This is a genomic window from Tessaracoccus coleopterorum (assembly GCF_011174705.1).
In the GTDB taxonomy this organism is placed as follows: domain Bacteria; phylum Actinomycetota; class Actinomycetes; order Propionibacteriales; family Propionibacteriaceae; genus Arachnia; species Arachnia coleopterorum.
The window spans coordinates 1,444,870-1,469,393 of sequence record NZ_JAANIJ010000001.1 but is presented as its reverse complement, the minus strand read 5'-3'; the positions used below and the strand labels follow the sequence as shown (position 1 = coordinate 1,469,393).

Below are 24,524 nucleotides of genomic sequence, written 5' to 3'. Positions count from 1 at the left end.
ACTATGCAACTGTTCCGCATGCGGAGGGCCGATGCGCCGCGAGTCTCACCCAATGTCGCCTGATGAAGTTTGTGGGATAGCTACAAGCGGGCCCCGCGGGAGGCGGAGCGGCGGTTGCGTCGCTATGCCCCGGCGCCGCCAAGCGCGGCCGCGATGGCCTCGGCCTCCGGCAGCGCCCCGAGCTCGCAGGCCCGTTCCAGGGTGCGCATGTCCGGCGCGAAGGTCAGCAGCCCGCAGTCGTGCGGGCGGAACTCCTCACCCGCTGACGGCGCCACCGCGAGGGCCAGCGCCACGGCGTCGTCGCGTCGCCCACGCTCGAACAGGGCGTTGGTGAGCGCGGGCGCGCTGTAGTACCAATGGTCCGGTTCGGCGAGGGCGTCGGCGAGGATGACGTCGAGTTCGCCGTCGGTCAGGGCACGGTGCGAGTCGAGCAGTTGGATGATCCGCTCGCGGAGGAAGAGGTCGTGGCCGCCGTGGGCCAGGACGCTGTGCAACCAGGCGAGCCGCTCCGGGGTGAGGGCCACCCCGTGCAGCCTCGGATCCCCGTCGGGCCAGAATCCGCCCCTGTTCATCGCCTCCACCGCCTCCTCGACCGCCGTCTCGTCGGCGAGGTCGATCTCCTCGGCGACGAAGCGGAGGGCGATCGCGAAGGTCTCCCTGCCGGAGGTGCCCCGGAGACCTCGAAGTGGTCGGGAATGGTGGTCAGGCGCTGACGGATTGCCGCAAGGTGGCCGGAGTGCTGGAGCTCGAGCACCCCGACCATCGCGCCCCTGCTGTTGAAGGCCTCCGACTGGATGTGGCCGCCGATGTACGGTGTGTCCCTGCTGAGGCCGCGGGCATCAATGAGCTCGAATGCCCGCTCGTGGACCTCCGCCGCGTCGGTCGGGCCGTTCCGGGTGGTCGGGGCGGGAGCGCGACGAAGGTGTCGTCGTCGATCGACTTCAGCCACTCCCGGAGCATCGCAATGTCGCTGGGCATGCGTCGACCCTAGTCCGAGGCGGGTTCATCCGTGCAGCATGCCGGCCCGCATCGCGGCGATGCGGGCCGGAGAGTCGGCCGTCAGTTGGCCGAGGACGGCGAGGCCGGGCTGACGGGGATGCCGGGGTGACCGGTGAGGTGGGGCTGACCGGAGAGGCCGGGAGACGGGCGTCTTGGCTGAGATGGGCGACTGGGGCGTCTGCGGGGTGAGGGGGACGTCGTCGACACCGGGGACGCGGGCGTGTCAGCGGACGCCTCGGGGGTTGCGGTTGCCGACTCGGTCGGCGAGGCCGGTGACGTGGCCGAGAGCACCGACGGTGGCATCGCGGGCAGGTGGGCGCTGACCGTCGGCGTGGGCGTCTGGACGGGGTGCCGGGATCGGCGAACGAGGTCAACAGGCCGCCGCCGGCGGCCGCGACGCCGAACGCTCCGGCGAGCACCAGTGGGGTTGAGAGCTTCCAGGCCATGATCCTTCTCCTTCTGATCGGTTGTGAACATCACACATCCGCAACATGAGGGCGGTAGGTGGCTGCGGATGAGAGCCTTCTCATGCGAGTTCGTTGGCACACCGTGACAGGGCAGGATGGGGCCATGACCGAGACGGACGGGAAGGCGCGCACCAGCCTCCGGGTCAGGATCATGGGGCCGATGATCCTGATGGCGGCGCTGACGCTCGCTGCGTCCGGAGCGATCGTGGCGGCCATCCAGCAGCGCGAGATCGTCGGCGGCACCGATGCCCAACTCATCCGCGTCCGAGACGAACTGCGGGTACTGGCCGAGGACGGGATCGACCCGGGAACCGGGCAGCCCTTTGCCGGGCCATCAGAGCTCCTGCGCACCTACCTGGCCCGCACCGTCGTCAGCGAGGCTGAGGGGAGCTCGCGTTCGTGGGTGAGAAGGTGCGATGGGTGGCGTCGACCGATGTGGTGCTGAGGCCCGAGAAGGATGCCGAACTCGTCGCCCTCATGCGGCCGATGGCGCTGGGTGATGAGGTCGTCATCACGACCCTCGAGACGTCGACGGGTAGGTACCGCGTCCTGGTCGCTCCCGTGATCGTCGGCAACGCGCAGGGGGCGTTGGTGCATGTCTTCGACGCCGTCCTTGTGTCACAGCAGTTGCGCAACACGATGCTCATCTACACCGTCGCGGCGGCTGTGATGCTCACGGTGGCCTCGCTCGTGGCCTGGCCGTTGGTGGGGCGGATGCTGAAGCCGATCGACGAGCTGCGGATCGCCGCCGACTCGATCGACGAGGGCGACCTGACCACGCGCGTCGATGTGCGTGGACGCCACGAACTCGCGGCGCTCTCCGCGACGATCAACCGGATGCTCGACCGGATCCAGCGTTCGGTGCTCGCTCAGCGGCGCCTGCTCGACGACGTGGGCCACGAGCTGCGCACCCCCATCACCATCGTGCGGGGCATCTCGAGCTGGTCGATCCCTTGACCCGGCCGATGTGGGGCAGACCCGTGACCTCGCGATCGATGAGCTCGACCGGATGGGTGGGCTCGTCAACGACCTGCTCGTCCTCGCGAAGGCCGGCCAGACCGACTTCGTCACGCCGCAGTGGGCGGACCTTGCCCTGCTGACCGACCAGACGTTCGAGAAGGCCCGCACCCTGGGCGAGCGACGGTGGCGGCTCGAGGGAGTCGCGACCGCCGAGGCGTGGCTCGATCCGACCCGGATCACCCAGGCCTGGCTCCAGCTGGCGGCGAACGCCGTCAAGTACTCCACAGCGGCTCTGTGATCTCGATGGGCTCACGGCTGCACCGTGGAGAGGTGGAGTTGTGGGTGCGCGACGAGGGAGTCGGCATCCCTGGGGACAAGCTCGGGCTCGTGCGGGAGCGCTTTGGCCGGGCGTCCACGGATGAGCAGGGGCAGGGCTGGGCCTCAGCATCGTGGAGTCCATCGTCGGCGCCCATCATGGTCGTCTGGACATCGAGTCCGTCGTCGATGAGGGATCCACGTTCACCATGAGTCTGCCGCTTGCCCCAGCCCAGAGCCCGTCCCGAGCCACACCGAGACCCGAGGAGACCAGCCGTGAGCACTGTGCTCATCGTCGAGGACGAGACCCGCATCGCCGCCTTCATCGCGAAGGGTCTCAAGGCCGCGGGATTCACGGCCCACCAATGTGCGTCCGGGATTGAGGCGGTCTCGCTCGCCGTGCATGGTGAGTTCGACCTGATGCTCCTCGACGTCGGCCTTCCCGACATCGACGGGTTCGAGGTGCTTGAGCGGGTTCGTGGGCAGGGGTCACAGTTCCGGTGATCATGCTGACGGCGCGATCCTCGGTCGAGGACAGGGTGGCTGGCCTCGAGGGAGGAGCCGACGACTACATGCCGAAGCCGTTCTCCTTCGAGGAGTTGCTGGCCCGGATCCGGCTGCGGCTCCGCACCGAGCAGCCGACGGCCGTCGGGGCGGGAACGCAGCTGAGCCACAACGGGCTCACCCTCGACTTCCGCAGTCGGAGGGCGGAGGTCGACGGTGAATGGGTCGACCTCTCTGCCCGCGAGTTTGCGCTCACCGAGACGTTCCTGCGCAACGCCGGCCAGGTGCTGAGTCGCGAGCAGTTGCTGAGCAACGTGTGGGGTTTTGACTTCGATCCAGGCTCCAACGTGGTCGACGTTTACGTGCGGTACCTGCGCGGCAAACTGGGGCGCGAGCGCTTCGAGACGGTTCGGGGGATGGGCTACCGACTCATCTGAGTCTCAGTCGTCTCTGAGACTCAGTCGTCGTCGTCGTCGTCGGGCTCGTGGTCATCGTCGTCGTCGTCATCGTCGACTGGATTGGGTGCTGCGGGTGATACCTGCTGCGGGGTGGTGGGCTCGATCGTCGGAGTCTGGGACGGGGAAGGTGGCACGACGGTTGACGGCGCGGTGCCCTGGGCCGTGGGTGCGGGGGAGGGGGAGTCGACCGGTGAGGACGCCGTCACGCGGATGGCAGGCTGTGGCTCGGGATCCTCCGGGGAACTCAGGAGCGAGGCGATCGCCCAGCCCGCGAGCAGGCCGAACACGGTCACCACACCCAGCGCGATGAGCCAGTTCCTTCGCATGTCAGCCTCCTTGTGAAAGTAAAGCCGCGACCGATGAGGTTGTGCGTAGGCACAGATGAGAATCTTCTCATCTGTCGCACTCCTGGGGCAGCCGGGTGGGGCGCCTGGGCGGGCGGTCCGGGGGCGCCCACCCACGTCCCGGGCTGCTCCCCAAAATCGGCCAGTGGCCCATTCTGATCGGTCACACGAAAATTAATGACCACTAACCCGTCGACACGATGCCGGAACATGGCATTTAATCGACCCCAGGGAAAGGTATTCTCCCGACGGACAACACCGGGGTGATTGCGGACAACACCCCTAGCCAACAGTCGGTTCAGAGCAAAAGAAAATGCCCCGGAACTATTGGATACAGGCATCGGAATGGCTAGAATAGAGGCGTGTCGAACACCCTTTTCCCGAACACCCGCGATGAGGCAATCGCGCGGCTGGAACAGGGCCTCGACCAGTGGAATGCGGCCCCACCAGAGGCCTCCGTCACCCGGAACACGAGTTGGAGCAGTTGGCCTCCCTCAACACCCTGATCGACCGACTGCTCGCCACCCGTTCCCTGGCGATCTCCGACGCCGACCGGCGCCGTGTTGCGGAGGCTGCGACCGGGTTGACGATGGCGGTCTGGCTGAAATCGACCCGGCGGGCCACGAAGGGTGAGGCGACCGGGATCATCTTCGCCGGCCACGACCTGGCCGCACATCCCGAGGTTGGGCGGGCGGCTGTGGACGGGACGGTCTCGACCAGGCAGGCCGCGTGTATCACGGCGATGCTCGACGATCTCCCGTCCCGGTTGAGTGTGGAGCAGCAGGGCAGGGCGGCGGAGTTCCTGGTCGCGAAGGCGGCCCGGCTCGACACCAACGCGTTGAAGCGTCTCGCTGGTGAGGCGTTGGACGTCGCGGATCCCGTCTCGTGCGAAGCGGATGCGGCGGAGCGGGAGCAGGTGCGGTTGGAGGCGCAGCAGCGTCGCGCGGAGCGGAACCGGGCGTTCCGGTACCACTACGACGACGGATCGCTGCATTTCTCCGGTCAGGTCCCCGCCGTCGACGGTGCCGAGCTCGTGCGGCTGGTCGAGGCGCGGGTCGAGGCCGTCAAGCGCGCCACCCGTGACGATCGACGCTCGGCAGGCGTGGGTCGGCCTGAGGTGACTCCGGAGCAGCGGGCGGCGGACGCGTTCATGGCGATCATCCGCGGACATGACACCTCGGGTGTGCGGGTGGCGCAGGACCGGGCCCGGGTCGTGGTCCACCTCGACGAAGAGACGCTGCGGCGTCGGGTTGAGCAGGCAGGAGTGCTGCCGTCGGGGCAGAAGATCAGCGCCGGCGAGTTGCGGCGCCTGTGCTGCGACGCCGACCTCACCCCCGTCGTCCTGGGCACCGCCTCTGAGATACTCGATCTGGGCCGAACGCGGCGGCTGGTCTCCGACGAGATCCGCCTCGCGCTCAGCATCCGGGACCGCGGCTGTGCGTTCCCCGGCTGCGACGCGGCCGACCATGAGTGTGAGGCCCATCACGTGGTTCCGTGGTGGGATGGCGGCCGGACCTGCCTGGGGAACCTGGTCCTGCTGTGTCCGAAACACCACAAACTGGTCGAACCACCCCGCATGCACCACCCACCAGGCAGACCCCAGACCGAATCTCTGGGCGGGACCCTGCCCGGGAACGGTGGGAAGTCCGGATCAACCAGCACGCGATGCCCGAGTTCCTGCCCCGGCACGGCTCGACCCCTGCCGGACCCCATTCCGGGGCACGGCACCCTGCCCCTCACCACCTGACGCTGAGCCCGTCTGCCCCGCCGTCAGGGTCCTCGACGTGGCCACCTCATCGCGGATCGGGCCACCGGCCGATCTCTCCCAGGGGCTGGCAGGAGCACGGCCACCCGGCAGCACGACCCCGTTGCTGCCACGAACCCGACGACAGCTCAGGTGGCCCGGCAGCGCAGCCCAACGAACGCCGACGTCAAAATGCCTAGTGGTCGAGCCCCTGCCCATCGACGGGAGTGGTTTCGACACGGGCGGCGTCTCGTTCCTCACCGCCGGCCCGGCTCAACCGACTGCTGTTGGCGGGAGGCACGGGCTGGCCTTCGCGGTGGTGGCGGTGGGGTCGGCGGACGGAAACCCGGCAGCGAGACTTCCCCAGCGTCGGCCCGTCCGTCATTGCTGCCAAGAACCCCAACCACCGCGCAACCCTGGCCGACGACCCAGACGGGGGATCCCCGTCTGCCGCGACGCCACCAAGGAGCGGGGTAGTGGTCACTATTTTCAGCAGGACCGACCAGAATCGGCTACTGGTCCATTCTTCCGAGGCCCGGCAGCCCAGACCCGGCGCGCGCAGAACCATCCCCGTTGCTGCCAGGAACCCCAACCACCGCGCAACCCTGGCCGACGACCCAGACGGGGGATCCCCGTCTGCCGCGACGCCACCAAGGAGCGGGGTAGTGGTCACTATTTTCAGCAGGACCGACCAGAATCGGCTACTGGTCCATTCTTCCGAGAGCCCGGTAGAGGGCAGTGGCCACTATTTTCAGCAGGACCGACCAGAATCGGCTACTGGCCCATTTTTCCGAGGCCCGGCAGCCCAGACCCGGCGCACGTAGAACCATCCCCGTTGCTGCCAAGAACCCCGACCACCGCGCAGCCTTGGCCGACGGCCCAGAGGGAGTTCCCCGTCTGCCGCGACGCCACCAAGGAGCGGGGTGGTGGTCACTTTCTTCAGCAGGACCGACCAGAACCGGCCACTGGCCGATTTTTCCAGGAGGCCCGGCAGGAGGACGGGCAAGTCAGTGGGCGCCTTTTTCAGGCAGACCGACCAGAATCGGCTACTGGCCGATTTTTCCAGCCACCAGGCCGGGGCTGCGGGCTGGCACCCGGGGTGGGGGCGGAGGGGAGGGCCGCCGCGGGTGGGCAGCCAAGAGGCGGGGGAGGTGGTTGCCCCGAGGAGGGACGCAGGTCAGGCGTCGATGTAGCGGTGCAGGCGCAGCAGCGGCAGGAACGCCAGCGTCCCCATCGCCGCGGTGATCCACAGGAAGTTGCCGACCCCGAGCACCTGGCTGAGCGTGCCGGCAGCGATCGCGCTGATCGGCATGATTCCCCACACGATGAACCGCACCGAGGCGTTCATCCTGCCCAGCAGGTGGGCGGGCACAGCCGCTGCCGCAGCGAGACCTGCGTGACGTTGTAGACCAGGATGGCCGCGTTTCCGATGAACGATCCGACCACCAACACCGTGAACTGCGCGAGCCCGTTGTCCAGCAGCAGCGCCACCGGGTAGCAGAACACCGCGAGAGCCCCGACAGGGTGGAGAACCTGACCGCGTTGGCGGTGCCGACCCTCCTCCCGATCCTGCCCGCCATGGAGGCGCCCAGCAGCCCGCCGATGGCGCCCAGCGTCATGATCAACCCGTACTCGAAAGGCGTGAACCCGAGGAGCCGCAGCACGACGATCGGCACCAGCGTGTACGTGGCGGTGGAGGCGAAGTTGCTGAGGAACGACGCGAAGGTGATCCGGCTGATCGCGGGCTGCCGGATGACGAACCGCAGACCCTCGCGGATCTCCGCAACCAGATTGCGATCGGCCCGAGGCGGGCGGGTTGCCCGGTACTCCGCCTCGTGGTCGCGCGTCATGAGCAGGAAGCACCAGCTGGCGAGGTACCCGAGGCTGTCGGCCAGAAACAGCAGCGGCGCACTCATCACCTTCAGCAACAGCCCGCCGAGCGCGGGCCTGCCAGCCGGGCCAACTGCGCGGTCGCCTCCATCCTCGAGTTGGCCCGCGAGATCAGACCGGGTCCGACCAGCATGGGGATGAAGCTCTGGTATGCCACGTCGAAGAACACCGTGGCGACGCCGACCACGCCTGCGATCAGGTACAGATGCCACAGCTCGAGCAGGTCGGTGTAGTACAGGAGCGGCACCATGGCGATGGCGGCGCCACGGGTCAGGTTGGCCCAGATCATCGTCGGGCGTTTGAACCACCGGTCCACCCACGCACCAGCCGGAAGGCCGAGGATGAGGAACGCGGCCGTCGAGGCCGCGTTGAGGTAGCCGAGCTGTGCCTCGGTCGCGTGCAGAAGCTCGACCGAGATGACGGGGAGCGCGACGGCGCCGAGCTGGACGGCGAAATGCGAGAGCGACTCACCGGTCCAGAATCTGTTGAAGTTCCGGTCCAAGCCTGGGCTCCGCACCCGATCACATCCCATCCGCCGCACCGCGGCTGAGAGAGTCGCGGCCAACCCGAAAGTCTACGGGAGGCCCATGGCCTCGACGAAAAGGGCCCGCGTCACGCAGAATGCGCACCCGGGGGCGGAGCCGTGGCGCCACCCCTAGGATCGGGCAGCAGAGGAGGCTGCGATGCCCTGGTTGGAGATCATCGGCTGGATCGGATCCGGGCTGGTGGTGTGGTCGCTCATCGTCGCGCGGGTCATCCGCTTCCGCTGGATGAACCTGGCCGGATCGGCCATCGCCGCCGCCTACAACGGCATCATCGGCGTGTGGCCGTTCATGGCAATGAACGCGATCATCGCCGTCATCGACATCTACTGGCTCGTGCGCCTCTACCGCGCCAAGCACAACGAGGGGGCCTTCGAGGTGGTCGAGGTATCCCCGTCGGACGCGTACCTCCGCCGCGTGCTCGACGTCCACGCCAACGACGTGGCCACCTTCTATCCGACGTTTCTGGCCGATGCCGACCCGTCGGGCCGGTCGGCCTGGCTCGTGGTCCGCGGCGACGAGACCGTCGGCGTCGTGGTGGTGCGCGCCGGGGAACCGGGCGAGGCCAGGGTCGAGCTTGACTGGGTGACGCCCAGATACCGCGACTTCACCCCGGGCGAGTTCGTGCACCGCAGGTCCGGGATCTTCGCCGACAAGGGATTCCAGCGCGTCATCGTGGAGGGGGTCCCCGACTCCGAGGCCGGCTACCTCACCCGGGTCGGCTTCGTGCACGACGGCAACCGGTGGGTGCGCACCGTCACTGCCTGACAAGACGCCGCAGCCCCCTCCGCACGGCGGCGGAAGGGGCTGCGTCAGGCCAGGATCAGAGACCCTCGCGCTTCGGGATGTTCAGCACCAGCGGCTTGTTCACCTCGGCAAAGAAGTCGTTGCCCTTGTCGTCGACCACGATGAACGCCGGGAAGTCCTCCACCTCTATCTTCCAGATCGCCTCCATGCCGAGCTCCTCGTACTCGACGACCTCGACCTTCTTGATGCAGTCCTGCGCGAGCCGGGCGGCGGGGCCTCCGATCGAGCCCAGGTAGAAGCCGCCGTGCGTGTTGCACGCGTCCGTGACGGCCTGCGAGCGGTTGCCCTTCGCCAGCATCACCATCGAGCCGCCCACGCCCTGGAACTGGTCCACGTAGGAGTCCATCCGTCCAGCGGTGGTGGGGCCGAAGGAACCAGACGCCATGCCCTCGGGGTCTTGGCGGGACCGGCGTAGTACACCGGGTGGTCCTTCAGGTACTGCGGCATCTCCTCGCCCGCGTCGAGGCGTTCCTTGATCTTGGCGTGCGCGATGTCACGGCCGACGATGAGCGGGCCGGTGAGCGACACCCGGGTCTTGACGGGGTGCTTGCTGAGCTCGGCGAGGATCTCGGGCATCGGCCTGGTGAGGTCGATCCGGACGACCGCGCCCTTTCCGGTGCCCGTGACGCCGTCGGTCTCGGCATCGAGATCGGCGTCGACGGTCTCCGGCATGAAGCGGGCCGGCTCGGTCTCGAGCTGCTCGATGAACACGCCCTCCGGGGTGATCTTGCCGAGGCACTGGCGGTCGGCGGAGCAACTGACCGCCATCGCGACTGGCAGCGAAGCGCCGTGACGGGGCAGGCGGATGACGCGGACGTCGTGGCAGAAGTACTTGCCGCCGAACTGGGCGCCGATGCCGAGCTTCCGGGTGAGCTCGAGGACCTGCTCCTCCAACTCGAGGTCGCGGAAGCCATTGGCCGCCATCGAGCCCTCGGTGGGCAGGTTGTCCAGGTACTTCGCAGACGCGTACTTGGCCGTCTTCAGCGCGAACTCGGCCGACGTGCCGCCGACGACGATCGCCAGGTGGTACGGCGGGCAGGCCGCGGTGCCCAGCGCCCGGATCTTCTGTTCGAGGAACGAGATCATCGAGTCGGGGTTGAGGATCGCCTTGGTCTCCTGGAACAGGTACGACTTGTTGGCGGAGCCGCCGCCCTTGGCCATGAAGAGGAACTTGTAGTTGTTCTCGTGGCCCTCGGCGGTGTCGGCGTACAGCTCGATCTGCGCGGGCAGGTTGGAGCCGGTGTTCTTCTCCTCCCACATCGTGAGGGGGGCGTTCTGCGAGTACCGGAGGTTCAGCTTGGTGTAGGCGTCGAAGACGCCCAGGCTCAGCGGCTTCTCGTCGGTGCCTTCGGTGAGCACCTGCTGGCCACGCTTGCCCATGATGATCGCGGTGCCGGTGTCCTGGCACATGGGGAGCACGCCGCCAGCCGCGATGTTGGCGTTCTTCAGGAGGTCGAGCGCCACGAACTTGTCGTTCGGCGACGCCTCCGGGTCGTCCATGATGTTGCGCAGCTGCTGCAGGTGCGCGGGGCGCAGGTAGTGGGCGATGTCGTGCATCGCCGTCTCCGCGAGCAGCGTGAGCGCCTCGGGTGCCACCTTCAGGAACTTCCGGCCGTCGGGTCCGTCGACCAGTTCGACCCCTCGGTCGTCAGCAGTCGGTAGGGCGTCTCGTCCTTCCCGATCGGCAGCATGTCAACGTAGCGAAACTCCGGCATCGGTCCTCCTTGTGATTGCCGGGTCCATCTTCTCAGACGGCGCCGCGGTGACCGTGGCCGGGGACCCGTTGCGTGAGAGAGGTGGCCGGGTCCCACGAGGGGAGTTCCAGGTGGAGGGGTTCCGCGGTCGCCCCCGATCGCCGTTGCCGACCGGGGTAGGTGGTTGGAAACCCGAGAGCTGGCGTGCTCACACGGCTGTGACGAGGACCGGGACCGCGTTCCTGGGCGCACCTCCGAACCGGTCGGGGCCCGGCGCGGAGGGCGATGCGTCGCCGCGCTCGTGTCCACGAACGAAGACTGGCCGGAAGTTGATTGCCAGTGTGAACTGCATGCCCTAGCCTTCAGCAAACGGAAGGCGCAGGGGGTGCCTATTTTTCCGTTCCATCTTGGGGAGATGGCGCCATGTCGCGTTCATTGACTGTTTTTCCACGCCTTTGTCTGGCGTTCCTACTCATGCTCTCGATGGCGGCCCAGCCCGTCATCGCCGGCGCCAAGGAACCAGCCACGACGCCCGACACTGCCAACACGGTTGAGTCGCCGCAGGCCGAGGACCCGGCTGAGGAGCCGAGCGCTCCGGTTGAGGAGCCGAGCGCCCCGGCCGAGGAGCCGAGTGCCCCGGCCGAGCCGAGCGCCCCGGCCGAGGAGCCGAGTGCCCCGGCCGAGGAGCCCAGCGCTCCGGCCGAGGAGCCCAGCGCCCCGGCCGAGGAGAAGACCAGCCCGGTTCAGCCCGCGGTTGGCGAGGTGACTCCAGCGACCGAGGACGAGGCTGTTGCCGCTGAGCAGCCCACTCCCTTGGCCATGGCGCCGCTCGCCGCGCTATCGGGCGGGTTCGAGATCGACGGCGACCTGACCGCTGGCACCATGAACCCTCCCGGCAAGGACTGGAACTCCGTCTTCCACAACAGCTTCGACGACGGGTTCTCCGACGCGACGCAGCTCAGCGGCAAGGAGAACGACCCGGCGGGCTGGACCAGCGAGTCGGCGACCGCCCCCGGCAAGGCCGACTTCGGCCTCATCCGCTGGTACCTCGACAACGTGGGTGGCCAGCAGTACCTCAACATGGCGTTCGTGCGTAAGGACGGCTCCGGCTCGGTCTACTACAACGTCGAGTTCAACCAGGTCGTCGCGACGGGCATCGCCCCCACCCGGACCGTCGGCGACTTCATGCTTGGCATCGAGCAGGGCGGCAATGGGCCGTTCCAGCTCATCAGCTTCGCCATCTGGAACGGCAGCGCCTGGGTGACCCAGAGCATCAACGCCAGCGCCGTCATCGGGGAGCAGAACGCCGTCACCGTCTCCGGCTACGCGCCGAAGACCTTCTTCGAGGTCGGCATCAACCTCACCGCCCTCGACTTCGCCTCCGGCGGCGCCACCTGCGACCGCCGCTCCTTCGGACAGATCGACATCCGCACCCGCACCTCCCGTCGGAGTCGTCGGAGCTGAGCGACCGCGCCCGCTTCGAGGCCGTCGTGCCGTCGAGCTGCCCGAGTTCGCCATCGAGAAGCGCAACACCGCCGGCCAGCTGGTGCCCGGCGCCACCTTCCTGCTCAGCCCCAACCCGCCACGGGCACCGGCACCCTGACCGTCACCGACGGCGGCGCCGGCGACACCGACGGCGCGGCCAACGGCATCATCAAGCCCAAGGTCTCCTACCCCGGCCCGCTCACCGTCACCGAGACCGTCGCGCCGCCCGGCTACCTGCTTCCGGCCCCGGCCGACCGGGTCAGGTCGATCGTGCTCGCGCCCTACCAGGTCGTCACGCTCACCTTCACCGACCCGCGCGCCCACCTGCCGCTGACGCTGGGCGCCACGGCCACGGGCTCGTACACGGCGACATACCCTGGTCCATCGCCAAGCGCGTCGACCGCGACAACGCCTACGTCGCGGGCGATGAAAAGGCCACCTTCACCTACACCGTCGACGTCACGCAGGGGGCCCGCACCACGACCAGCCCCACCGTGACCGGCAGCCTCTCCGTCGCCAACCCGAACACCGTCGCGGTCCGCGCCACCGTCGCGGGTGCGCTGGCCTCGGGCGGCGCCTGCACCCTCACGGGCACCGACGCCGATCCCGTGACGCCGGGGCTGCAGCTCGACTTCGCACCGGGCGCGAGCCCGGTCGCCTTCTCCTGCGTGGGCGCCAACCCGACGGCGACACCGTCGTGGCGACCCTCGCGTGGGACCTCGCGAAGTACCCCGAGACGCAGGCCGACGTCGACAAGGGCGCGGCCGCGGGCCTCAGGACGACCGATGCCGTCGTGCCCCTGAACTACGCCGTCACCGCGGTCAACGAGACCATTACCGTCGCGGATGACCGTTACCCCTTCGACCCGCCTGGACCATCACCTACGACCGCGCCGCGGGCGCGGGCAAGGTGCACACCCGCTCCTACACCGCCGATCTCGGCGCGGCCGCCGGCACCTGCGAGACCGTCGACAACACGGCCGGCATCGTCCAGACGGGCCAGTCGTCGAGCGCCGACGTCACCGTGTGCTCCGGCGCCGACCTGACGGTGGACAAGAACACCGTCAACTCCTTCGACCGCTCGTACATGTGGACCATCGAGAAGACCGGCCCCACCGGCCGGCTGTACGCCGACCCCGTCACCGGAAAGGTCACCGCGGGCTACGAGGTCACCGTCACCCCGATCGGCCACACCGACAGCGGCTGGGCGATGAGCGGTGAGATCACCGTCACCAACCCCAACCTGTGGCAGGACGTCACCGCCACCGTCAGCGACGAGGTGTCGCTCGGCACGGGAGCGACCTGCACCGTCACCGGCGTCACCGGTGACCCCGCAGCCGTCGACGCCGACGCAACGGCCCCCGGCTTCCAGTACGTGGTTCCGCGCGACACGACTCTCGTGTTCGGCTACTCCTGCACCTTCGCGGGCCAGCCCGACTACACCGGCTCGAACACCGCGGTCGTCACCTGGGACGCCGACGCGGCCCACACCCGAGCGGCACCGCCCGCAAGGTCGTGGCAGTTGCGGAGTCCGCCTGGTCCCAGACCCGATCAACAAGACGGTCACCGTCAGCGACGACCGTTTCGAGTTCGTCCCCGCCTGGACGGTGGACGCCTCCGACGGCGCGCAGACGCGCGACTACGAGGTGACCTGGACCGTCGCCGAGCCCGGCACCTGCGAGTCCTTCACCAACACGGCCAGCCTCACCGGTTCCGACGGCCTCAGCGGGTCGGCCTCGGTCACGGTCGAGGTCTGCCGCGCCGCCGACCTCACCGTGACGAAGACCATCTCGGCCGGGCTCGACCGCGACTGGGACTGGACCATCCACAAGGTCGCCAAGGGTGACAGCCCGTACCGCGCCGATGAGGCCGGCGACGTCACGATCGGCTACGACGTGACCGTCACCCCGGCGCCGCGACCGACTCCAACTGGAAGGCCGAGGGTTCCATCAGCGTCCGGAACCCCAACGCCTGGCAGGACATCGAGATCGAGGCCGTCGACGAGTTGAACCTCGGCGGCGGGGGCGAGTGTACCATCGCACGCGAGTTCCCGGCCACGGTGCGCGCGGGCCAGACGCTCGTCATGGCCTACACCTGCACCTTCGATTCGAAGCCTGGCTACGACGGCGACAACACCGCCACCGTCACCTGGGACAAGGCCGCGGCCCACACCGCGAACGGGAGCGCGACCGCCACCGCGCCGATCGCGACGGCCGACTGGGGAGTGAACCGGACCAACGACACCGTCACCGTCACCGATTCCGAATACGTCTTCGACCCGGCCTGGACCATCGACGTCGCGGACGGCGCGCAGACCCGAAGCTACGAGATCACCTGGAACGTCGCCGAGGACGGCACCTGCGCCGACTTCACCAACATCGCCACCGTCACCGGCGACGACGGTTTCTCCGCCTCCGACGACGAGCGCATCAAGGCCTGCCGCGGTGCCAACGTCAACATCATCGACACCACCTTCTCGGGCGCCTTCGAGCGCTGGAACGACTGGTCGGTGGACAAGGTGGCCGAGGAGGGCCCGTTCCGCACCGACGCCGACGGCAACGTCACCGTCGGCTACGACGTCACCGTCACCCCCGGCGCCCAGACCGACAAGGCCTGGACCGGGCAGGGCACCGTCGAACTGCACAACCCGAACGAGTTCGTGGACATCCCCGTCACCCTCGACGTCGAGCTGACCACCGGCGGTGACCCGGTCTGCGTGGTTTCCGGCACCGACGAGGACGCTGCCGCCGACGGCTTCCAGACCACGATCGCCGCCGGCACGCGGGTCATGCTGAGCTACACGTGCACCTTCGCGACGAAGCCGTTCTACACCGGCACCGCGGTGGCAACCGTCACCTGGGACCCGGAGATCGCGGGCAGCACCGTCGGATCCGACTGGGACAGCGCCGCCGTCGCCGAGGTCAGCTGGGACATCGCGCCCAAGGACGACACCGTCACCGTCACCGATGACCACCACACCTTCGATCCCGGGTGGGTCGTCGACCTGGCCGACGGTGAATCCACCCGCCACTACGAGCTCACCTGGAACGTCGGCGAGGCCGGCACCTGCCAGGCATTCGACAACACCGCGTCGCTGACCGGCGACGACGGTTTCACCGGCTCCGACGCCGAGCAGATCGAGGCCTGCCGCGGTGCCGACCTCACCGTCACGAAGAATGTCGTCAGCTCCTTCGACCGCTCCTACCTGTGGGACGTCACGAAGACCGGGCCCGACGGCCCCGTCGTCGCCGACCCGACCACGGGCGAGGCGACGGTGACCTACGAGGTCGTCGTCACCCCACCGGCCACACCGACAGCGGCTGGGCGATGAGCGGCCAGATCACGGTCGCCAACCCCAACGACTGGCAGGACGTCCCCGTCACCGTGACCGACACGGTCGACGTCGGCGGCGGCGCCGACTGCACGGTGGCCGACGGTGAAACCGTCGTCCCCGTGGCGGCAGCGTCACCCTCGACTACACGTGCACGTTCACGGGCCAGCCGGCCTACGACGGCACCAACACGGCCACCGTCACCTGGGATGCGGGGACGGCACACACGCCGTCGGCCACCGCCACCGGCACCGCCGACGTGACGGCGTCCGGGTGGTCGCAGACCCCGTCGAACAAGAAGGTGACCGTCACCGACGACCACGTCACGTTCGACCCGGCCTGGACGGTCACCGCCGGTGACGGCGAGCAGCGCCGCACCTACGAGGTCACCTGGACCGTCGACGAGGCAGGCACCTGCCAGACGTTCACCAACGTCGCCACCATCACCGGCGACAGCGGACTGACCGACACCGATGATGCCGAGGTTCAGGTGTGCCGGGCCGCCGACCTGACCGTCGAGAAGACGATCACCGCGCAGCTCGACCGCACCTGGGTGTGGGACGTCGACAAGACGGCCCGCGGCACCCAGCCTTACGAGGCCGACAAGCAGACCGGCGACATCACCGTCGGCTACGACGTCACCGTCACCCCGGCACCTCCAGCGACTCCGGGTGGCTGGTCGGCGGCACCATCGCGGTGACCAACCCCAACGACTGGCAGGACGTGAGCATCACCGTGGCCGACCTCGCCGATCTCGGGCAGGCGCGGAGTGCCGGATCACCGGCACCAGCGACCCGTCGGGTGAGATCAGGCCGGTCACGTTCCCCTACACCCTCGTCGCCGACGGCACCGAGGTGTTCGCCTACTCCTGCTCGTTCACCGGAAAGCCTGCCTACGACGGCACCAACACCGCCACGGTCACCTGGGATGCGGAGGCCGCCCACACGGCCAACGGCTCGGCCGACGGTACCGCGGCGCTCGCCACGGCCGACTGGACGGTGCACCCGTTCGACGACACCGTGACCGTCACCGACGACCACTTCACCTTCGACCCGGTCTGGGTCGTCGACCTGGCCGACGGCGCCCAGACCCGCAGCTACGAGGTCACCTGGAACGTCGGCACCGCGGGCACCTGTGAGGTGTTCACCAACACCGCTTCGATCGACGGGGACGACGGCTTCACCGCCGAGACCTCCGCCGACGCGGAGGCATGCCGCCTCGCAGACCTGACCGGTGACATCGATGCCTCGGGCGACTTCATCCGCACCTACGGATGGTCGATCGACAAGTTGCTGGCCGAGGGTCAGGCCGACAGCGTCATCGCATCCCCGGACGGCACGGCCACGATCGGCTATGTCGTCGAGGCCGACGTCACGGGCCACACCGACAGCGGCTGGACCGTGTCCGGCCAGGTCGGTCTGGGCAACCCGAACGACTTCGTCGGCGTGCGCACGACGCTCACCGCCGACATCGCCGGGGCGACCTGCACCGTCGATGAGGCCGCCGATGTCGACGCCGCGAAGCCCGGGGTCCAGATCGATCTCCCGGCCGACGGCAGTGCCACGGTCGACTTCGACTGTGTCCTCGCCTCGCTCGACGCTCCCGTCACCGTCACCGCCACCGCGGCGTGGGACGGCGGCGAGACCACCCTCGAGTCCGGGGAGATCGACTTCGGGTACACCACCGTCAATGAGTACGTCGGGGTCTTCGACGACCACGGCGACCCTGAGGGCGAACCGAGCCTGATCGACATCATCAGTGTCGACGACGCCCCGACGCGCTTCGAGTACGAGGTCGGGTTCTCCGGCCTCGAGGCGGGGTGCGAGGTCGTGACCAACACCGCATGGATCGAGGCGCTCGTCGAGGTCGACGAGGTGGCGGCCGACGACGCGCCGGCGCGCCTCGCCCAGGACACGGCCGATGTGACCATCTGTCCGCCGAACGCTCCCTGACGCTCGAGGCCGCGGGTGCGGGCACCTTCGACCGCGAGTACCTGTGGAAGATCGTCAAGGACGTCGACGCGACCCGCAAGGTCGCCGAGGCGGGCAGCGCGCGGTTCACCTACCTGGTCGATGCCATCCCGGCCGGCTTCACCGACTCCGGCTTCGAGGCGACCGGCGAACTCCTGATCGGTAACCCCAACGCGGAGGCGATCACCGTCACCGTCGGTGCCCTCACGGCGCCGGCAGGGACGACCTGCACCGTCACCGCGGCGGACTCCGACCCGGAGACCCTGGGCTCCAGGTGGAGGTACCTGGCGACACGGAGGCGCTCGCCGTGCCGTTCGGTTGCACGGGCAGGCCGGGCGGGATGCCCTCAGAGGTGGGGCGGACATCTCGTTCCTCGACTCCTACGGCGACACCGTCAGCGTCCCGGCCACCGCTGCCATCGCCTACGTGCTCGATGTCGAGAAGAACCGGACGGTCGACGTCTACGACGACCTGACGAACCCGGGTGCCAAGCGCACAAGGCTCGGCTCGGCCACCTGGAACGCCGACGGAACCGCCGTCTCGTTCACCTACACCCTCGAACTGAAGCTCGCCGTAGGCGACGTCAGCGAGAAGTACACCAACACCGCGCAGATCGATGACGAGGGGCCCGAGGCCTCGGTCACCGTGGAAGTGGTGAGTCGCCCAGGCCTCCCATCGGTGGGTGCCATCGGAGAGACCCCCTTGACCGGGTGCTGCCGCTGGGGCGTTGGTCGGGCTCTTGGGCCTGGCCTGGGGAACGCGCCGCAGGCGTAGCTGACCCGGGCGCGGCGCCTTGGACCCTGGCGCCGCCCACGTCTGGAGCGGGGCAACCGGTCGATCTGACCTGACCGGTTGCCCCGCTCCTCTGTGTCCGGGCTGAGGCCTGGAGATGCGGCGACGCCCCGGAGGGGAAGCCGGGGCGTCGCTGCCCGTCCGAACCCGGACGGGGAGGGCTGCGGTGGGTCGGAGGTTGACCCACCGCAGCCGGTCTACTGGGTGAAGAGCCTCGTCTGGAGCAGGGCGAAGCAGATGGTGTGCACACGGTCGCGCAACCCCTGGCCGATGCCGACCGGGTCGTCGGCGTGGGCCCTCTCCAGCTGGGCGATGTTGCGGCTGGGAGACAGCACGTCCAGCATCAGGTCGTTCCCGTTGCGCACGGCGAGCCGGTTGTCCATGAAGCCGCCGAGGACGGCATCGGTGGTGACGACGCCCTCGAACCCCACTCGCCGCGCAGGACGTCCTGCAGCAGCTCGGGGTTGCCGCCGGCCCACTTGTGGCCGACATGGATGAAGCTGGACATGGCGCCCTTCGCGTCACCTTCCTTGACGGTGATCTCGAACGGCCGCAGGTACAGCTCGCGGAGCGCCTGCTCGTTGGCCCACACATTGATCCCGCTGCGGGCATTGGTCTCCTGGTCGTTGACGATGAAGTGCTTCATGAACACGATCACGTCGTGGCTCTGGGCCCGGCCGTCATGGCGGCGCCCATCTTCCCGGACAGGAGCGGATCCTCCGAGTAGTACTCGAAGTTGCGCCCGCCCTGGGCGGTGCGGTGCAGGTTCATCCCCGGCGCGTACCAGCCCTGCACGCCGTATGCGTCGGCCTCCCGGCCGATGGCATCACCCATGGCGTAGGCGAGCTCATCGTTCCAGGTCGCCGCGATCACGGCCTGTGTCGGGTAGGACGCGGCGGTCACCTCGCCGAAGAAGAAGTTGATGCCTGCCGGGCCGTCCAGCAGGATCGCCTGGGGCACGCCCAGTCGCTCGATGGCGGTGGTCTGGTAGGCGCCGCGGCTGAACAGGTCCATCTGCTCCGCGAGCGTGAACTGGTCGAGGAACTCCTCCCAGAGCGGGTCGTCGAACGCCTTGCCCTGCAGGTCGGCCAGCTGGATGCCGTTGTCGGCACCGGTCGTCGGGGCGTCGCCCGTTCCCTCGGGATCCCGCGGCCATCGCGTCGAGGAGCGACTGGGGCGCCGTCAGAGTGGTGTCGTCGCCGTCGGGCCAGGTGCCGTCCCAATCTTCGCGCGAGAGATACGTCAGGTCGCCGTCGGCGTAGTCGAACCGGTTCTCGATGCCGTGGCCGGTGGTCTCGTCCGTGGTGAACGCGACCGTGGAGGGCACCTCGTGTGGGAACGTCGCCTCGAGGGTGTGGACGTCGGTGCCGACCGAGATGTCGTAGCGGCCCGCCTCGAGCACGTACGCCTGACGCTCCATGTCGTAGGAGGCCATGTCGCGCTCGGTGAACGTGACGGTGACGCTCTGGGTCGCTCCCGGGGCGAGCTCGTCGGTCTTCGCGTAGCCCGCCAGCTCGATGGCCGACTTCTCGATGCCGCCGTCGGTGTAGGGGCCGAGAAGTATACCTGCACGACATCCTTGCCCGCCGCGTCGCCGGTGTTGGTGACGGCGACCTCGACACTCACGGTGCCGTCGGACACCACGGGCCGTGAGACTTGGTGCTCGAACGTGGTGTAGCTCAGGCCGTGCCCGAACGGGAACTGCACCGCCTCGGCGTAGCCCGCCTCGTCGCCCAGGAAACGGGTCTCGTAGTAGCGGTAGCCGACGTAGATGCCCTCCTCGTAGTTGAGCAGGGCCCGGCCCGGGATGTTGTCGTAGCGGAAGTCGCCGAAGTTCTCGGCGGCGGGGCGCCGGTCACGTCGTAGGCGTAGGTGCTGGTGAGCCGGCCCGAGGGATTCACCTCACCGGCGAGGATATGGCCGAGCGACACGGTGCCCTGCGGGCCGGGCGTTCCGATCCACAGAGCGGAGCGGATCTGGGGGTGGTCGTCCAGGAACCCGAGTTCCATCACGTTGCCGCTGTTGACGACCACGATGACGTTGTCGAAGTTGGCGGTCACCTTGTCGAGCAGGGCGACGTGGTTGTCGGTGAGGCGCAGCTCCTCGGGCGTGAAGTCCTGCATCTCGACGCCGTCGTTGCCGACCACCACGAGCGCGGTGTCGGAGAACTGCTTCGCCTGCGCGATCGCCTCATCGGTCAGGTAGTCGATGGCGGGCTCGTCCGGCCCGTCGCCGCCGATCAGTGAGCCGACGATCTGCATCAGGCCGCTGGAGGACTCCCGCTCCTCGGAGGCGCCCTGCTCCTCCATGAATGCGCGCAGCTCCCGGTTGTAGGAGACGCCCGCCTCCTCGAGGCCCGCATAGAGCCCCTTCGCCGCCGACTGATCCGCGCCTCCGGAGCCGCCACCGCCGAAGCGCATCCCGAAGGAGGAGAAGCCGAACACGTTGAGGCCCCTGCCCTCGGCGAGGGGAGCAGCGCGTCGTCGTTCCGCAGTAGGACGATCCCCTCGTCGGAGAGCGCCCCGGCGATCTCGGCACCGTTCGCGCGGGCCTCCACCGCCGCTGGAGAGGAGGTGTCGATCGAGAGGCCGAACAGGCGCGACATGTCACGCACGATGGGAGCGACCTGGGTCGCCACGAGGGCGACCACCAGGAGAGCGGCCGTCCAGGCGATCGCGCGGCGCGGGCGGTGCCACACCTTCCGGTACATCCGGTCGTGGCGCTTCGCCAGCCTGCGCCTGGCCCGGTCATCGCCCTGACCTCGGCCTTGCGGGCCGCCTCGGCCTCCTTCGCGACGGCGCGGTCGGCGGACCTGGCCGCGGTGCGTTCCTCGGCGCCCATGGCCCTCAACTCGGCGGCGCGTTCCCGGTGCCGCTGCTTGTCGGACGCGACCTCCTGGATGACGGCGCGCCGGGTCTCTCTACGTGTCTGCATGTTCTCTTCTCAGTTCGCTTCGGTGCGGTTGCTGCGTCGGTGGTCACGACACGTCCTGATCAGCCGGCGCAGTCCCTTGACGGGGTGGCCGTTGATCGCGGTCAGGATCGAGTCGAGCATCGCCATGTCGACCAGACCGCCCGACATCCGAGCCAGGCTGCGGAAGGGTAGGTCGAGGACGAAGTGGGTGTAGTTGGCGGGGATCGGCCTGCCGAGGCGCATCAGCGCCCGGCGGGCAAGCGTCAGGGTGCCGACGAGCATCCGCCCGAGACCCCTGCGCTCTCCCGCCCTCGCCAGGATGTCGTTCGTCCCGAGGGCGCCCTGCGGTCCCAGTCGGGGAGGGGAGGGGCCGTCAAAGCAGCGCCTCGAACTCGGCACCGTCGACGCCCTTCACGGCCCCGGAGAAATAGTGCGGCAGCCGGGTCGCGTCATAGGGGAACGGCAGGTCCTCTCCGGAGACGTCGACCGACGTGGTGAGGCGGAGGTCGCGGGACGACGCCCCGACGGCGACCGTGTGCGTGCCGGCCTGGACGACCCAGCGGTCGACGTCGACGTTGTAGTAGGCGAACGCGTGCCCGTCGAGCGTGACCCGAACCACCTTGGATTCGCCGGGGAGGAGGGCGACCTTCGCGAAGCCCTTCAGCTCGCGGGGTGCCCGGAATCCGTTCGATGGGCGGAGACGTAGGCCTGCACCACCTCCTCACCCTCGACGGCGCCGGTGTTGGTCACCGTCACGGTGAGGCCTTCCTGCGTGGCGCTGAGGTCGGAGTAGGTGAACGTCGTGTAGCTGAGGCCGTGGCCGAAGGGAACAGCACGGGCTTGTCGACCGCGTCGTAGTAGCGGTAGCCGACGAAGATCGACTCGCGGTGTTCGGCGGTGGCCTCGGCGCGCGCGAACCAGGGGAGGAGGGGCGTCCTCTCCGCGGATCGGATAGCTCTCGGCGAGCCTGCCCGACGGGTTCCGGCGACCGGTGAGCAGGCGGGCGATGGCCTCACCGCCGCCCTGGCCACCCAGGTAGGCGTGCAGCACCGCGTCCACGTCGTCGATGAACGGCAGCTCGACCGGCGCACCGCCGACGAGCACGACGACGATGCGGGTGTCGAGGGCGGTGAGCTCGCGCATCAGGTCGAGCTGGTTCGCGCGGAGCCGCATGTCGGCCCGGTCGAGGCCCTCCGTCTCGGCCGCCTCGTCGAGCCCGATGAACGCGACCACGACGTCGGCCCGGGCGGCGAGCCGCACGGCCTTGTCGCGGAGTTTCTCCGAGGGCCACCGAGCCTGCGGTAGCCGGGTTCGTAGCCGATGATGCGCAGGCCCGTGCCCCGCAGTTCGGGGAGCGCGGCGCTGAGCCGGGTCGGGTTGACCAGGGAACTGCCCGCGCCCTGATAGCGGGGGTCTCGGCGAAGTCGCCGATGACCGCGACCCGAAGGCCCGGCTCGTCGAGCGGCAGGAGCGCGCGGGCGTCGCCGTCGCGACCCGGGATGGTCGCATTCTTCAGCAGCACCATCGACCGTGCGGCCGCGTCGACGGCGCGGGCGTGGGCCTCGTCGTGGGACAGCGGCGGCAGGGCCGACCCCGCTCCGCCAGCGCCACCGTCAGCACCTCGTCGACGCGGGCGTCGAGCACCGCCTCGTCGAGGGAGCCGGCGCGGACGGCGTCGATGACCTCGCGGTCGGTCATGCCGTCGGTCGAGGGCATCTCGAGGGATGCGCCTGCCCTGGTCGCCGCGACCCGGTCGAAGCTGCCGCCCCAGTCGGAGACCACCATCCCGTCGAAGCCCCAGCCCTCGCGCAGCACGTCGGTGAGGAGGTAGGGGTTCTCGTGGGCGTAGGTGCCGTTGACCCGGTTGTATGAGGTCATGATGGTGCGGGGCCGCCCCTCAACGACAGCGCGGCGGAAGCCCTCCAGGAAGATCTCGTGCAGGGCGCGGCGGTCGACGATCTCGTCGACCGTCATCCGGTGGGTCTCCTGGCTGTTGACGGCGAAGTGCTTCGGGCAGGCTGCGACACCGCGGCCCTGGATGCCGCGCACGAAGGCCGCCGCGAGCTTCCCCGTCAGGAACGGGTCCTCGGAGAGGTACTCGAAGTTGCGCCCGCCGAGCGGGCTGCGCTTGATGTTCAGGCCCGGGCCGAGCAGCACCTGGACGTCCTCGGCGGCGGCCTCGGCGCCCAGCGCGTCGCCGACCTCCTCGATCAGCGCGACGTCCCAGCTGTTGGCGAGCGTCGCGGCGGTGGGAAAGCAGGTGGCGGGGAGCGACCTGTTCAGCCCAGGTGGTCGGCCTTCCCGCCCTGTTTGCGCACGCCGTGCGGGCCGTCGGTCAGCATCATCGACGGGATGCCGAGGCGTTCGATGGCCACGGTGTTCCAGAAGTTGGCCCCGGAGGTGAGCGCAGCCTTCTCCTCGAGGGTGAGACGTTCGATCAGATCGGCGTGGTTGAGCTTCATCGCGTGACGTTTCTGCTTGGACGGGCGTGGTGGGAGGGGAACATGGATCGACCTTTTCCGAAGGTTCTGCCCTGCTGCGACGTGGGTCGCTCAGGTGGTGGCGCGGCGGCGCGCGCTGAGTGGGGGCACCTCGGCCGTGGGTGGGGCCTCCGCGAGGCCGAGGACGTGGAGCACCGACCCGACCACCCAGTCGACCGCGGAGAGGTCGATGGAGATGGTGCTCAGCGGCGGATACGCGACGGAGGCGGCCGGGATGTCGTCGCACCCGATCACGGCGATGTCGCCGGGGCAGGAGAGGCCGGCCTCGCGGATGCCGTAGAGCACCGCGAGCGCGACCTCGTCGTTGTAGGCGGCGACCGCGGTGACACCTTCACGGTGCCAGGCCTCGATCGTCTCGCGGGCGCCGTCACCGTTGCGCGCCACCTCGGCCGCCAGCGGTTCCGGGAGGCCCCTGGATGCGCAGGCGGCAAGCACCTCCGCGCGGCGGGGGAGCACGCCGAACTCGGTCGAGTCCACCACGTCGGCGAACGCGATCCGCCGGTGACCGGCCTCGACGAGTGATCGACCTGGAGGTGGCCGATCGACAGCGTGAAGGGGGACGCGGCCACCAGTGAGATGACCCGCTCACCCTCGGCGAGCAGCCGCTGGCCGAGCTCACCGGTCACGGGGAAGGCGAGCAGCACGGCGCGCGGATTGAGCCTGGCGATCGACTCGACGGTGGCGTCGAGGTCGCCACCCACCTGCACGGTGGTCGAGACGATCTCCCGCTTGGCGAACGCGAGCGTAAGTGCCGAGAGTGGTCGTCGGGAGACCCTGGAAAGTGCACGGTGTCCGACCTAAACTTGGCC

At 69.0% G+C, this 24,524-nt stretch carries 32 protein-coding genes and 6 pseudogenes; 20 read left to right on the top strand and 18 right to left on the bottom strand.

The window, feature by feature from the left end; genetic code table 11:
* Positions 1–122 precede the first annotated feature (122 nt).
* Together G7085_RS09450 and G7085_RS09445 are read right to left on the bottom strand one after the other, a co-directional pair.
* The gene (locus tag G7085_RS09450; RefSeq protein ID WP_197510769.1) at positions 123–581 is read right to left on the bottom strand and encodes a hypothetical protein; all 459 of its coding nucleotides are present in this window, start codon (positions 579–581) and stop codon (positions 123–125) included.
* Complete coding sequence (locus tag G7085_RS09445; protein WP_197510768.1) at positions 569–949, bottom strand: hypothetical protein; 381 nt, start codon at positions 947–949, stop codon at positions 569–571. Before G7085_RS09445 ends, G7085_RS09450 begins: the two co-directional genes overlap by 13 nt.
* A 620-nt stretch (positions 950–1,569) precedes the next feature.
* Between G7085_RS09445 and G7085_RS09440 the strand changes: the two genes are divergently transcribed.
* From G7085_RS09440 to G7085_RS36270, 7 genes and pseudogenes are all read left to right on the top strand, one after another.
* Positions 1,570–1,911: a hypothetical protein gene (locus tag G7085_RS09440; RefSeq protein ID WP_197510767.1), complete on the top strand. Its 342-nt coding sequence runs from the start codon at positions 1,570–1,572 to the stop codon at positions 1,909–1,911.
* Positions 1,887–2,423 (top strand): HAMP domain-containing protein, encoded by a 537-nt coding sequence (locus tag G7085_RS32435; RefSeq protein ID WP_197510766.1) that lies wholly within the window; start codon positions 1,887–1,889, stop codon positions 2,421–2,423. The genes G7085_RS09440 and G7085_RS32435 overlap by 25 nt, the downstream gene beginning before the upstream one ends.
* Positions 2,424–2,433: 10 nt before the next feature.
* Entirely contained in the window at positions 2,434–2,724 is a 291-nt protein-coding gene (locus G7085_RS09430; RefSeq protein WP_197510765.1) for a HAMP domain-containing histidine kinase, read from the top strand.
* A gap of 5 nt (positions 2,725–2,729) precedes the next feature.
* Positions 2,730–2,954, top strand: coding sequence for a hypothetical protein (locus tag G7085_RS09425; RefSeq protein WP_197510764.1), 225 nt, complete (start codon positions 2,730–2,732; stop codon positions 2,952–2,954).
* Positions 2,876–3,124 (top strand): hypothetical protein, encoded by a 249-nt coding sequence (locus tag G7085_RS34665; protein WP_408647083.1) that lies wholly within the window; start codon positions 2,876–2,878, stop codon positions 3,122–3,124. Before G7085_RS09425 ends, G7085_RS34665 begins: the two co-directional genes overlap by 79 nt.
* Positions 3,018–3,298, top strand: a pseudogene (locus G7085_RS36275) (response regulator); the annotation flags it as partial. The gene G7085_RS34665 and the pseudogene G7085_RS36275, both read left to right, overlap by 107 nt.
* 15 nt (positions 3,299–3,313) lie before the next feature.
* Positions 3,314–3,682, top strand: a complete 369-nt coding sequence (locus G7085_RS36270; RefSeq protein ID WP_331715963.1) for a winged helix-turn-helix domain-containing protein — start codon at positions 3,314–3,316, stop codon at positions 3,680–3,682.
* Between the two features lie 20 nt (positions 3,683–3,702).
* Here the strand turns inward: G7085_RS36270 and G7085_RS09415 are convergent, their stop codons facing one another.
* Positions 3,703–4,029, bottom strand: a complete 327-nt coding sequence (locus G7085_RS09415; RefSeq protein ID WP_197510763.1) for a hypothetical protein — start codon at positions 4,027–4,029, stop codon at positions 3,703–3,705.
* 493 nt (positions 4,030–4,522) lie between these two features.
* Here G7085_RS09415 and G7085_RS09410 point away from each other — a divergent pair, with 493 nt between their 5' ends.
* Positions 4,523–5,794: an HNH endonuclease signature motif containing protein gene (locus G7085_RS09410; protein WP_197510762.1), complete on the top strand. Its 1,272-nt coding sequence runs from the start codon at positions 4,523–4,525 to the stop codon at positions 5,792–5,794.
* 1,174 nt (positions 5,795–6,968) lie between these two features.
* Here G7085_RS09410 and G7085_RS25235 read toward each other — a convergent pair.
* From G7085_RS25235 to G7085_RS34655, 3 genes and pseudogenes are all read right to left on the bottom strand, one after another.
* Positions 6,969–7,127, bottom strand: a complete 159-nt coding sequence (locus G7085_RS25235; protein WP_231979369.1) for a hypothetical protein — start codon at positions 7,125–7,127, stop codon at positions 6,969–6,971.
* A gap of 8 nt (positions 7,128–7,135) precedes the next feature.
* Positions 7,136–7,297 (bottom strand): hypothetical protein, encoded by a 162-nt coding sequence (locus tag G7085_RS25230; RefSeq protein WP_231979368.1) that lies wholly within the window; start codon positions 7,295–7,297, stop codon positions 7,136–7,138.
* A gap of 71 nt (positions 7,298–7,368) precedes the next feature.
* Positions 7,369–8,213: pseudogene (locus tag G7085_RS34655) on the bottom strand (MFS transporter); the annotation flags it as partial.
* Positions 8,214–8,364: 151 nt separating this feature from the next.
* On the opposite strand from G7085_RS34655, the gene G7085_RS09395 reads away from it, so the two are divergent.
* Positions 8,365–8,991 carry a hypothetical protein gene (locus G7085_RS09395; protein ID WP_197510759.1) on the top strand — a complete coding sequence of 209 codons (627 nt, stop codon included), beginning with the start codon at positions 8,365–8,367 and terminating at the stop codon, positions 8,989–8,991.
* Between the two features lie 55 nt (positions 8,992–9,046).
* On the opposite strand, the pseudogene G7085_RS09390 reads toward G7085_RS09395, so the two are convergent.
* Positions 9,047–10,587: pseudogene (locus tag G7085_RS09390) on the bottom strand (fumarate hydratase).
* Between the two features lie 620 nt (positions 10,588–11,207).
* On the opposite strand from G7085_RS09390, the gene G7085_RS09385 reads away from it, so the two are divergent.
* The 10 genes from G7085_RS09385 (at position 11,208) to G7085_RS09340 (ending at position 18,283) form a co-directional block, all read left to right on the top strand.
* Positions 11,208–12,188: a hypothetical protein gene (locus G7085_RS09385; protein WP_197510758.1), complete on the top strand. Its 981-nt coding sequence runs from the start codon at positions 11,208–11,210 to the stop codon at positions 12,186–12,188.
* 291 nt (positions 12,189–12,479) lie between these two features.
* A complete protein-coding gene (locus G7085_RS09380) occupies positions 12,480–12,707 on the top strand; it encodes a hypothetical protein (protein ID WP_197510757.1) in 228 nt (75 codons plus the stop codon).
* Complete coding sequence (locus tag G7085_RS09375; RefSeq protein WP_197510756.1) at positions 12,704–13,012, top strand: hypothetical protein; 309 nt, start codon at positions 12,704–12,706, stop codon at positions 13,010–13,012. The genes G7085_RS09380 and G7085_RS09375 overlap by 4 nt, the downstream gene beginning before the upstream one ends.
* Positions 13,013–13,118: 106 nt before the next feature.
* Entirely contained in the window at positions 13,119–14,054 is a 936-nt protein-coding gene (locus G7085_RS09370) for a hypothetical protein (RefSeq protein ID WP_197510755.1), read from the top strand.
* Positions 13,984–14,217, top strand: coding sequence for a hypothetical protein (locus G7085_RS09365; RefSeq protein ID WP_197510754.1), 234 nt, complete (start codon positions 13,984–13,986; stop codon positions 14,215–14,217). The genes G7085_RS09370 and G7085_RS09365 overlap by 71 nt, the downstream gene beginning before the upstream one ends.
* 50 nt (positions 14,218–14,267) lie before the next feature.
* Positions 14,268–15,539, top strand: coding sequence for a hypothetical protein (locus G7085_RS09360; protein ID WP_197510753.1), 1,272 nt, complete (start codon positions 14,268–14,270; stop codon positions 15,537–15,539).
* Positions 15,536–15,802 (top strand): hypothetical protein, encoded by a 267-nt coding sequence (locus tag G7085_RS09355; RefSeq protein ID WP_197510752.1) that lies wholly within the window; start codon positions 15,536–15,538, stop codon positions 15,800–15,802. Before G7085_RS09360 ends, G7085_RS09355 begins: the two co-directional genes overlap by 4 nt.
* Positions 15,799–16,239, top strand: coding sequence for a hypothetical protein (locus G7085_RS09350; protein ID WP_197510751.1), 441 nt, complete (start codon positions 15,799–15,801; stop codon positions 16,237–16,239). The genes G7085_RS09355 and G7085_RS09350 overlap by 4 nt, the downstream gene beginning before the upstream one ends.
* Positions 16,211–17,491: a hypothetical protein gene (locus G7085_RS09345; protein ID WP_197510750.1), complete on the top strand. Its 1,281-nt coding sequence runs from the start codon at positions 16,211–16,213 to the stop codon at positions 17,489–17,491. The genes G7085_RS09350 and G7085_RS09345 overlap by 29 nt, the downstream gene beginning before the upstream one ends.
* 336 nt (positions 17,492–17,827) lie before the next feature.
* A complete protein-coding gene (locus G7085_RS09340; protein WP_197510749.1) occupies positions 17,828–18,283 on the top strand; it encodes a hypothetical protein in 456 nt (151 codons plus the stop codon).
* Between the two features lie 215 nt (positions 18,284–18,498).
* Here G7085_RS09340 and G7085_RS09335 read toward each other — a convergent pair whose 3' ends face one another.
* From G7085_RS09335 to G7085_RS09315, 5 genes and pseudogenes are all read right to left on the bottom strand, one after another.
* Complete coding sequence (locus G7085_RS09335; protein WP_231979367.1) at positions 18,499–18,666, bottom strand: hypothetical protein; 168 nt, start codon at positions 18,664–18,666, stop codon at positions 18,499–18,501.
* Positions 18,645–18,959, bottom strand: coding sequence for a glycoside hydrolase family 3 N-terminal domain-containing protein (locus G7085_RS34650; protein WP_197510747.1), 315 nt, complete (start codon positions 18,957–18,959; stop codon positions 18,645–18,647). Before G7085_RS34650 ends, G7085_RS09335 begins: the two co-directional genes overlap by 22 nt.
* Positions 18,956–19,315: a glycoside hydrolase family 3 N-terminal domain-containing protein gene (locus G7085_RS34645; protein WP_197510746.1), complete on the bottom strand. Its 360-nt coding sequence runs from the start codon at positions 19,313–19,315 to the stop codon at positions 18,956–18,958. The genes G7085_RS34650 and G7085_RS34645 overlap by 4 nt, the downstream gene beginning before the upstream one ends.
* A 406-nt stretch (positions 19,316–19,721) precedes the next feature.
* Positions 19,722–19,814 (bottom strand): annotated as a pseudogene (locus tag G7085_RS34640) (fibronectin type III-like domain-contianing protein); the annotation flags it as partial.
* A 166-nt stretch (positions 19,815–19,980) separates the two neighbouring features.
* Positions 19,981–20,760: pseudogene (locus tag G7085_RS09315) on the bottom strand (glycoside hydrolase family 3 protein); the annotation flags it as partial.
* A 114-nt stretch (positions 20,761–20,874) separates the two neighbouring features.
* Here G7085_RS09315 and G7085_RS09310 point away from each other — a divergent pair.
* Positions 20,875–21,060: a hypothetical protein gene (locus G7085_RS09310; protein WP_197510744.1), complete on the top strand. Its 186-nt coding sequence runs from the start codon at positions 20,875–20,877 to the stop codon at positions 21,058–21,060.
* Between the two features lie 184 nt (positions 21,061–21,244).
* On the opposite strand, the gene G7085_RS09305 is transcribed toward G7085_RS09310, so the two are convergent.
* From G7085_RS09305 to G7085_RS09280, 6 genes and pseudogenes are all read right to left on the bottom strand, one after another.
* The gene (locus G7085_RS09305; protein ID WP_197510743.1) at positions 21,245–21,496 is read right to left on the bottom strand and encodes a hypothetical protein; all 252 of its coding nucleotides are present in this window, start codon (positions 21,494–21,496) and stop codon (positions 21,245–21,247) included.
* A 91-nt stretch (positions 21,497–21,587) separates the two neighbouring features.
* Entirely contained in the window at positions 21,588–21,878 is a 291-nt protein-coding gene (locus tag G7085_RS09300) for a fibronectin type III-like domain-contianing protein (protein ID WP_197512832.1), read from the bottom strand.
* Positions 21,875–22,723 (bottom strand): glycoside hydrolase family 3 protein, encoded by an 849-nt coding sequence (locus G7085_RS09295; protein ID WP_231979365.1) that lies wholly within the window; start codon positions 22,721–22,723, stop codon positions 21,875–21,877. The genes G7085_RS09300 and G7085_RS09295 overlap by 4 nt, the downstream gene beginning before the upstream one ends.
* A gap of 3 nt (positions 22,724–22,726) precedes the next feature.
* Positions 22,727–23,425 (bottom strand): glycoside hydrolase family 3 N-terminal domain-containing protein, encoded by a 699-nt coding sequence (locus tag G7085_RS09290; protein ID WP_331715962.1) that lies wholly within the window; start codon positions 23,423–23,425, stop codon positions 22,727–22,729.
* A gap of 68 nt (positions 23,426–23,493) precedes the next feature.
* Complete coding sequence (locus tag G7085_RS09285) at positions 23,494–23,676, bottom strand: hypothetical protein (protein WP_197513061.1); 183 nt, start codon at positions 23,674–23,676, stop codon at positions 23,494–23,496.
* A 90-nt stretch (positions 23,677–23,766) separates the two neighbouring features.
* Positions 23,767–24,234 (bottom strand): annotated as a pseudogene (locus tag G7085_RS09280) (substrate-binding domain-containing protein); the annotation flags it as partial.
* Between the last annotated feature and the right edge of the window lie 290 nt (positions 24,235–24,524).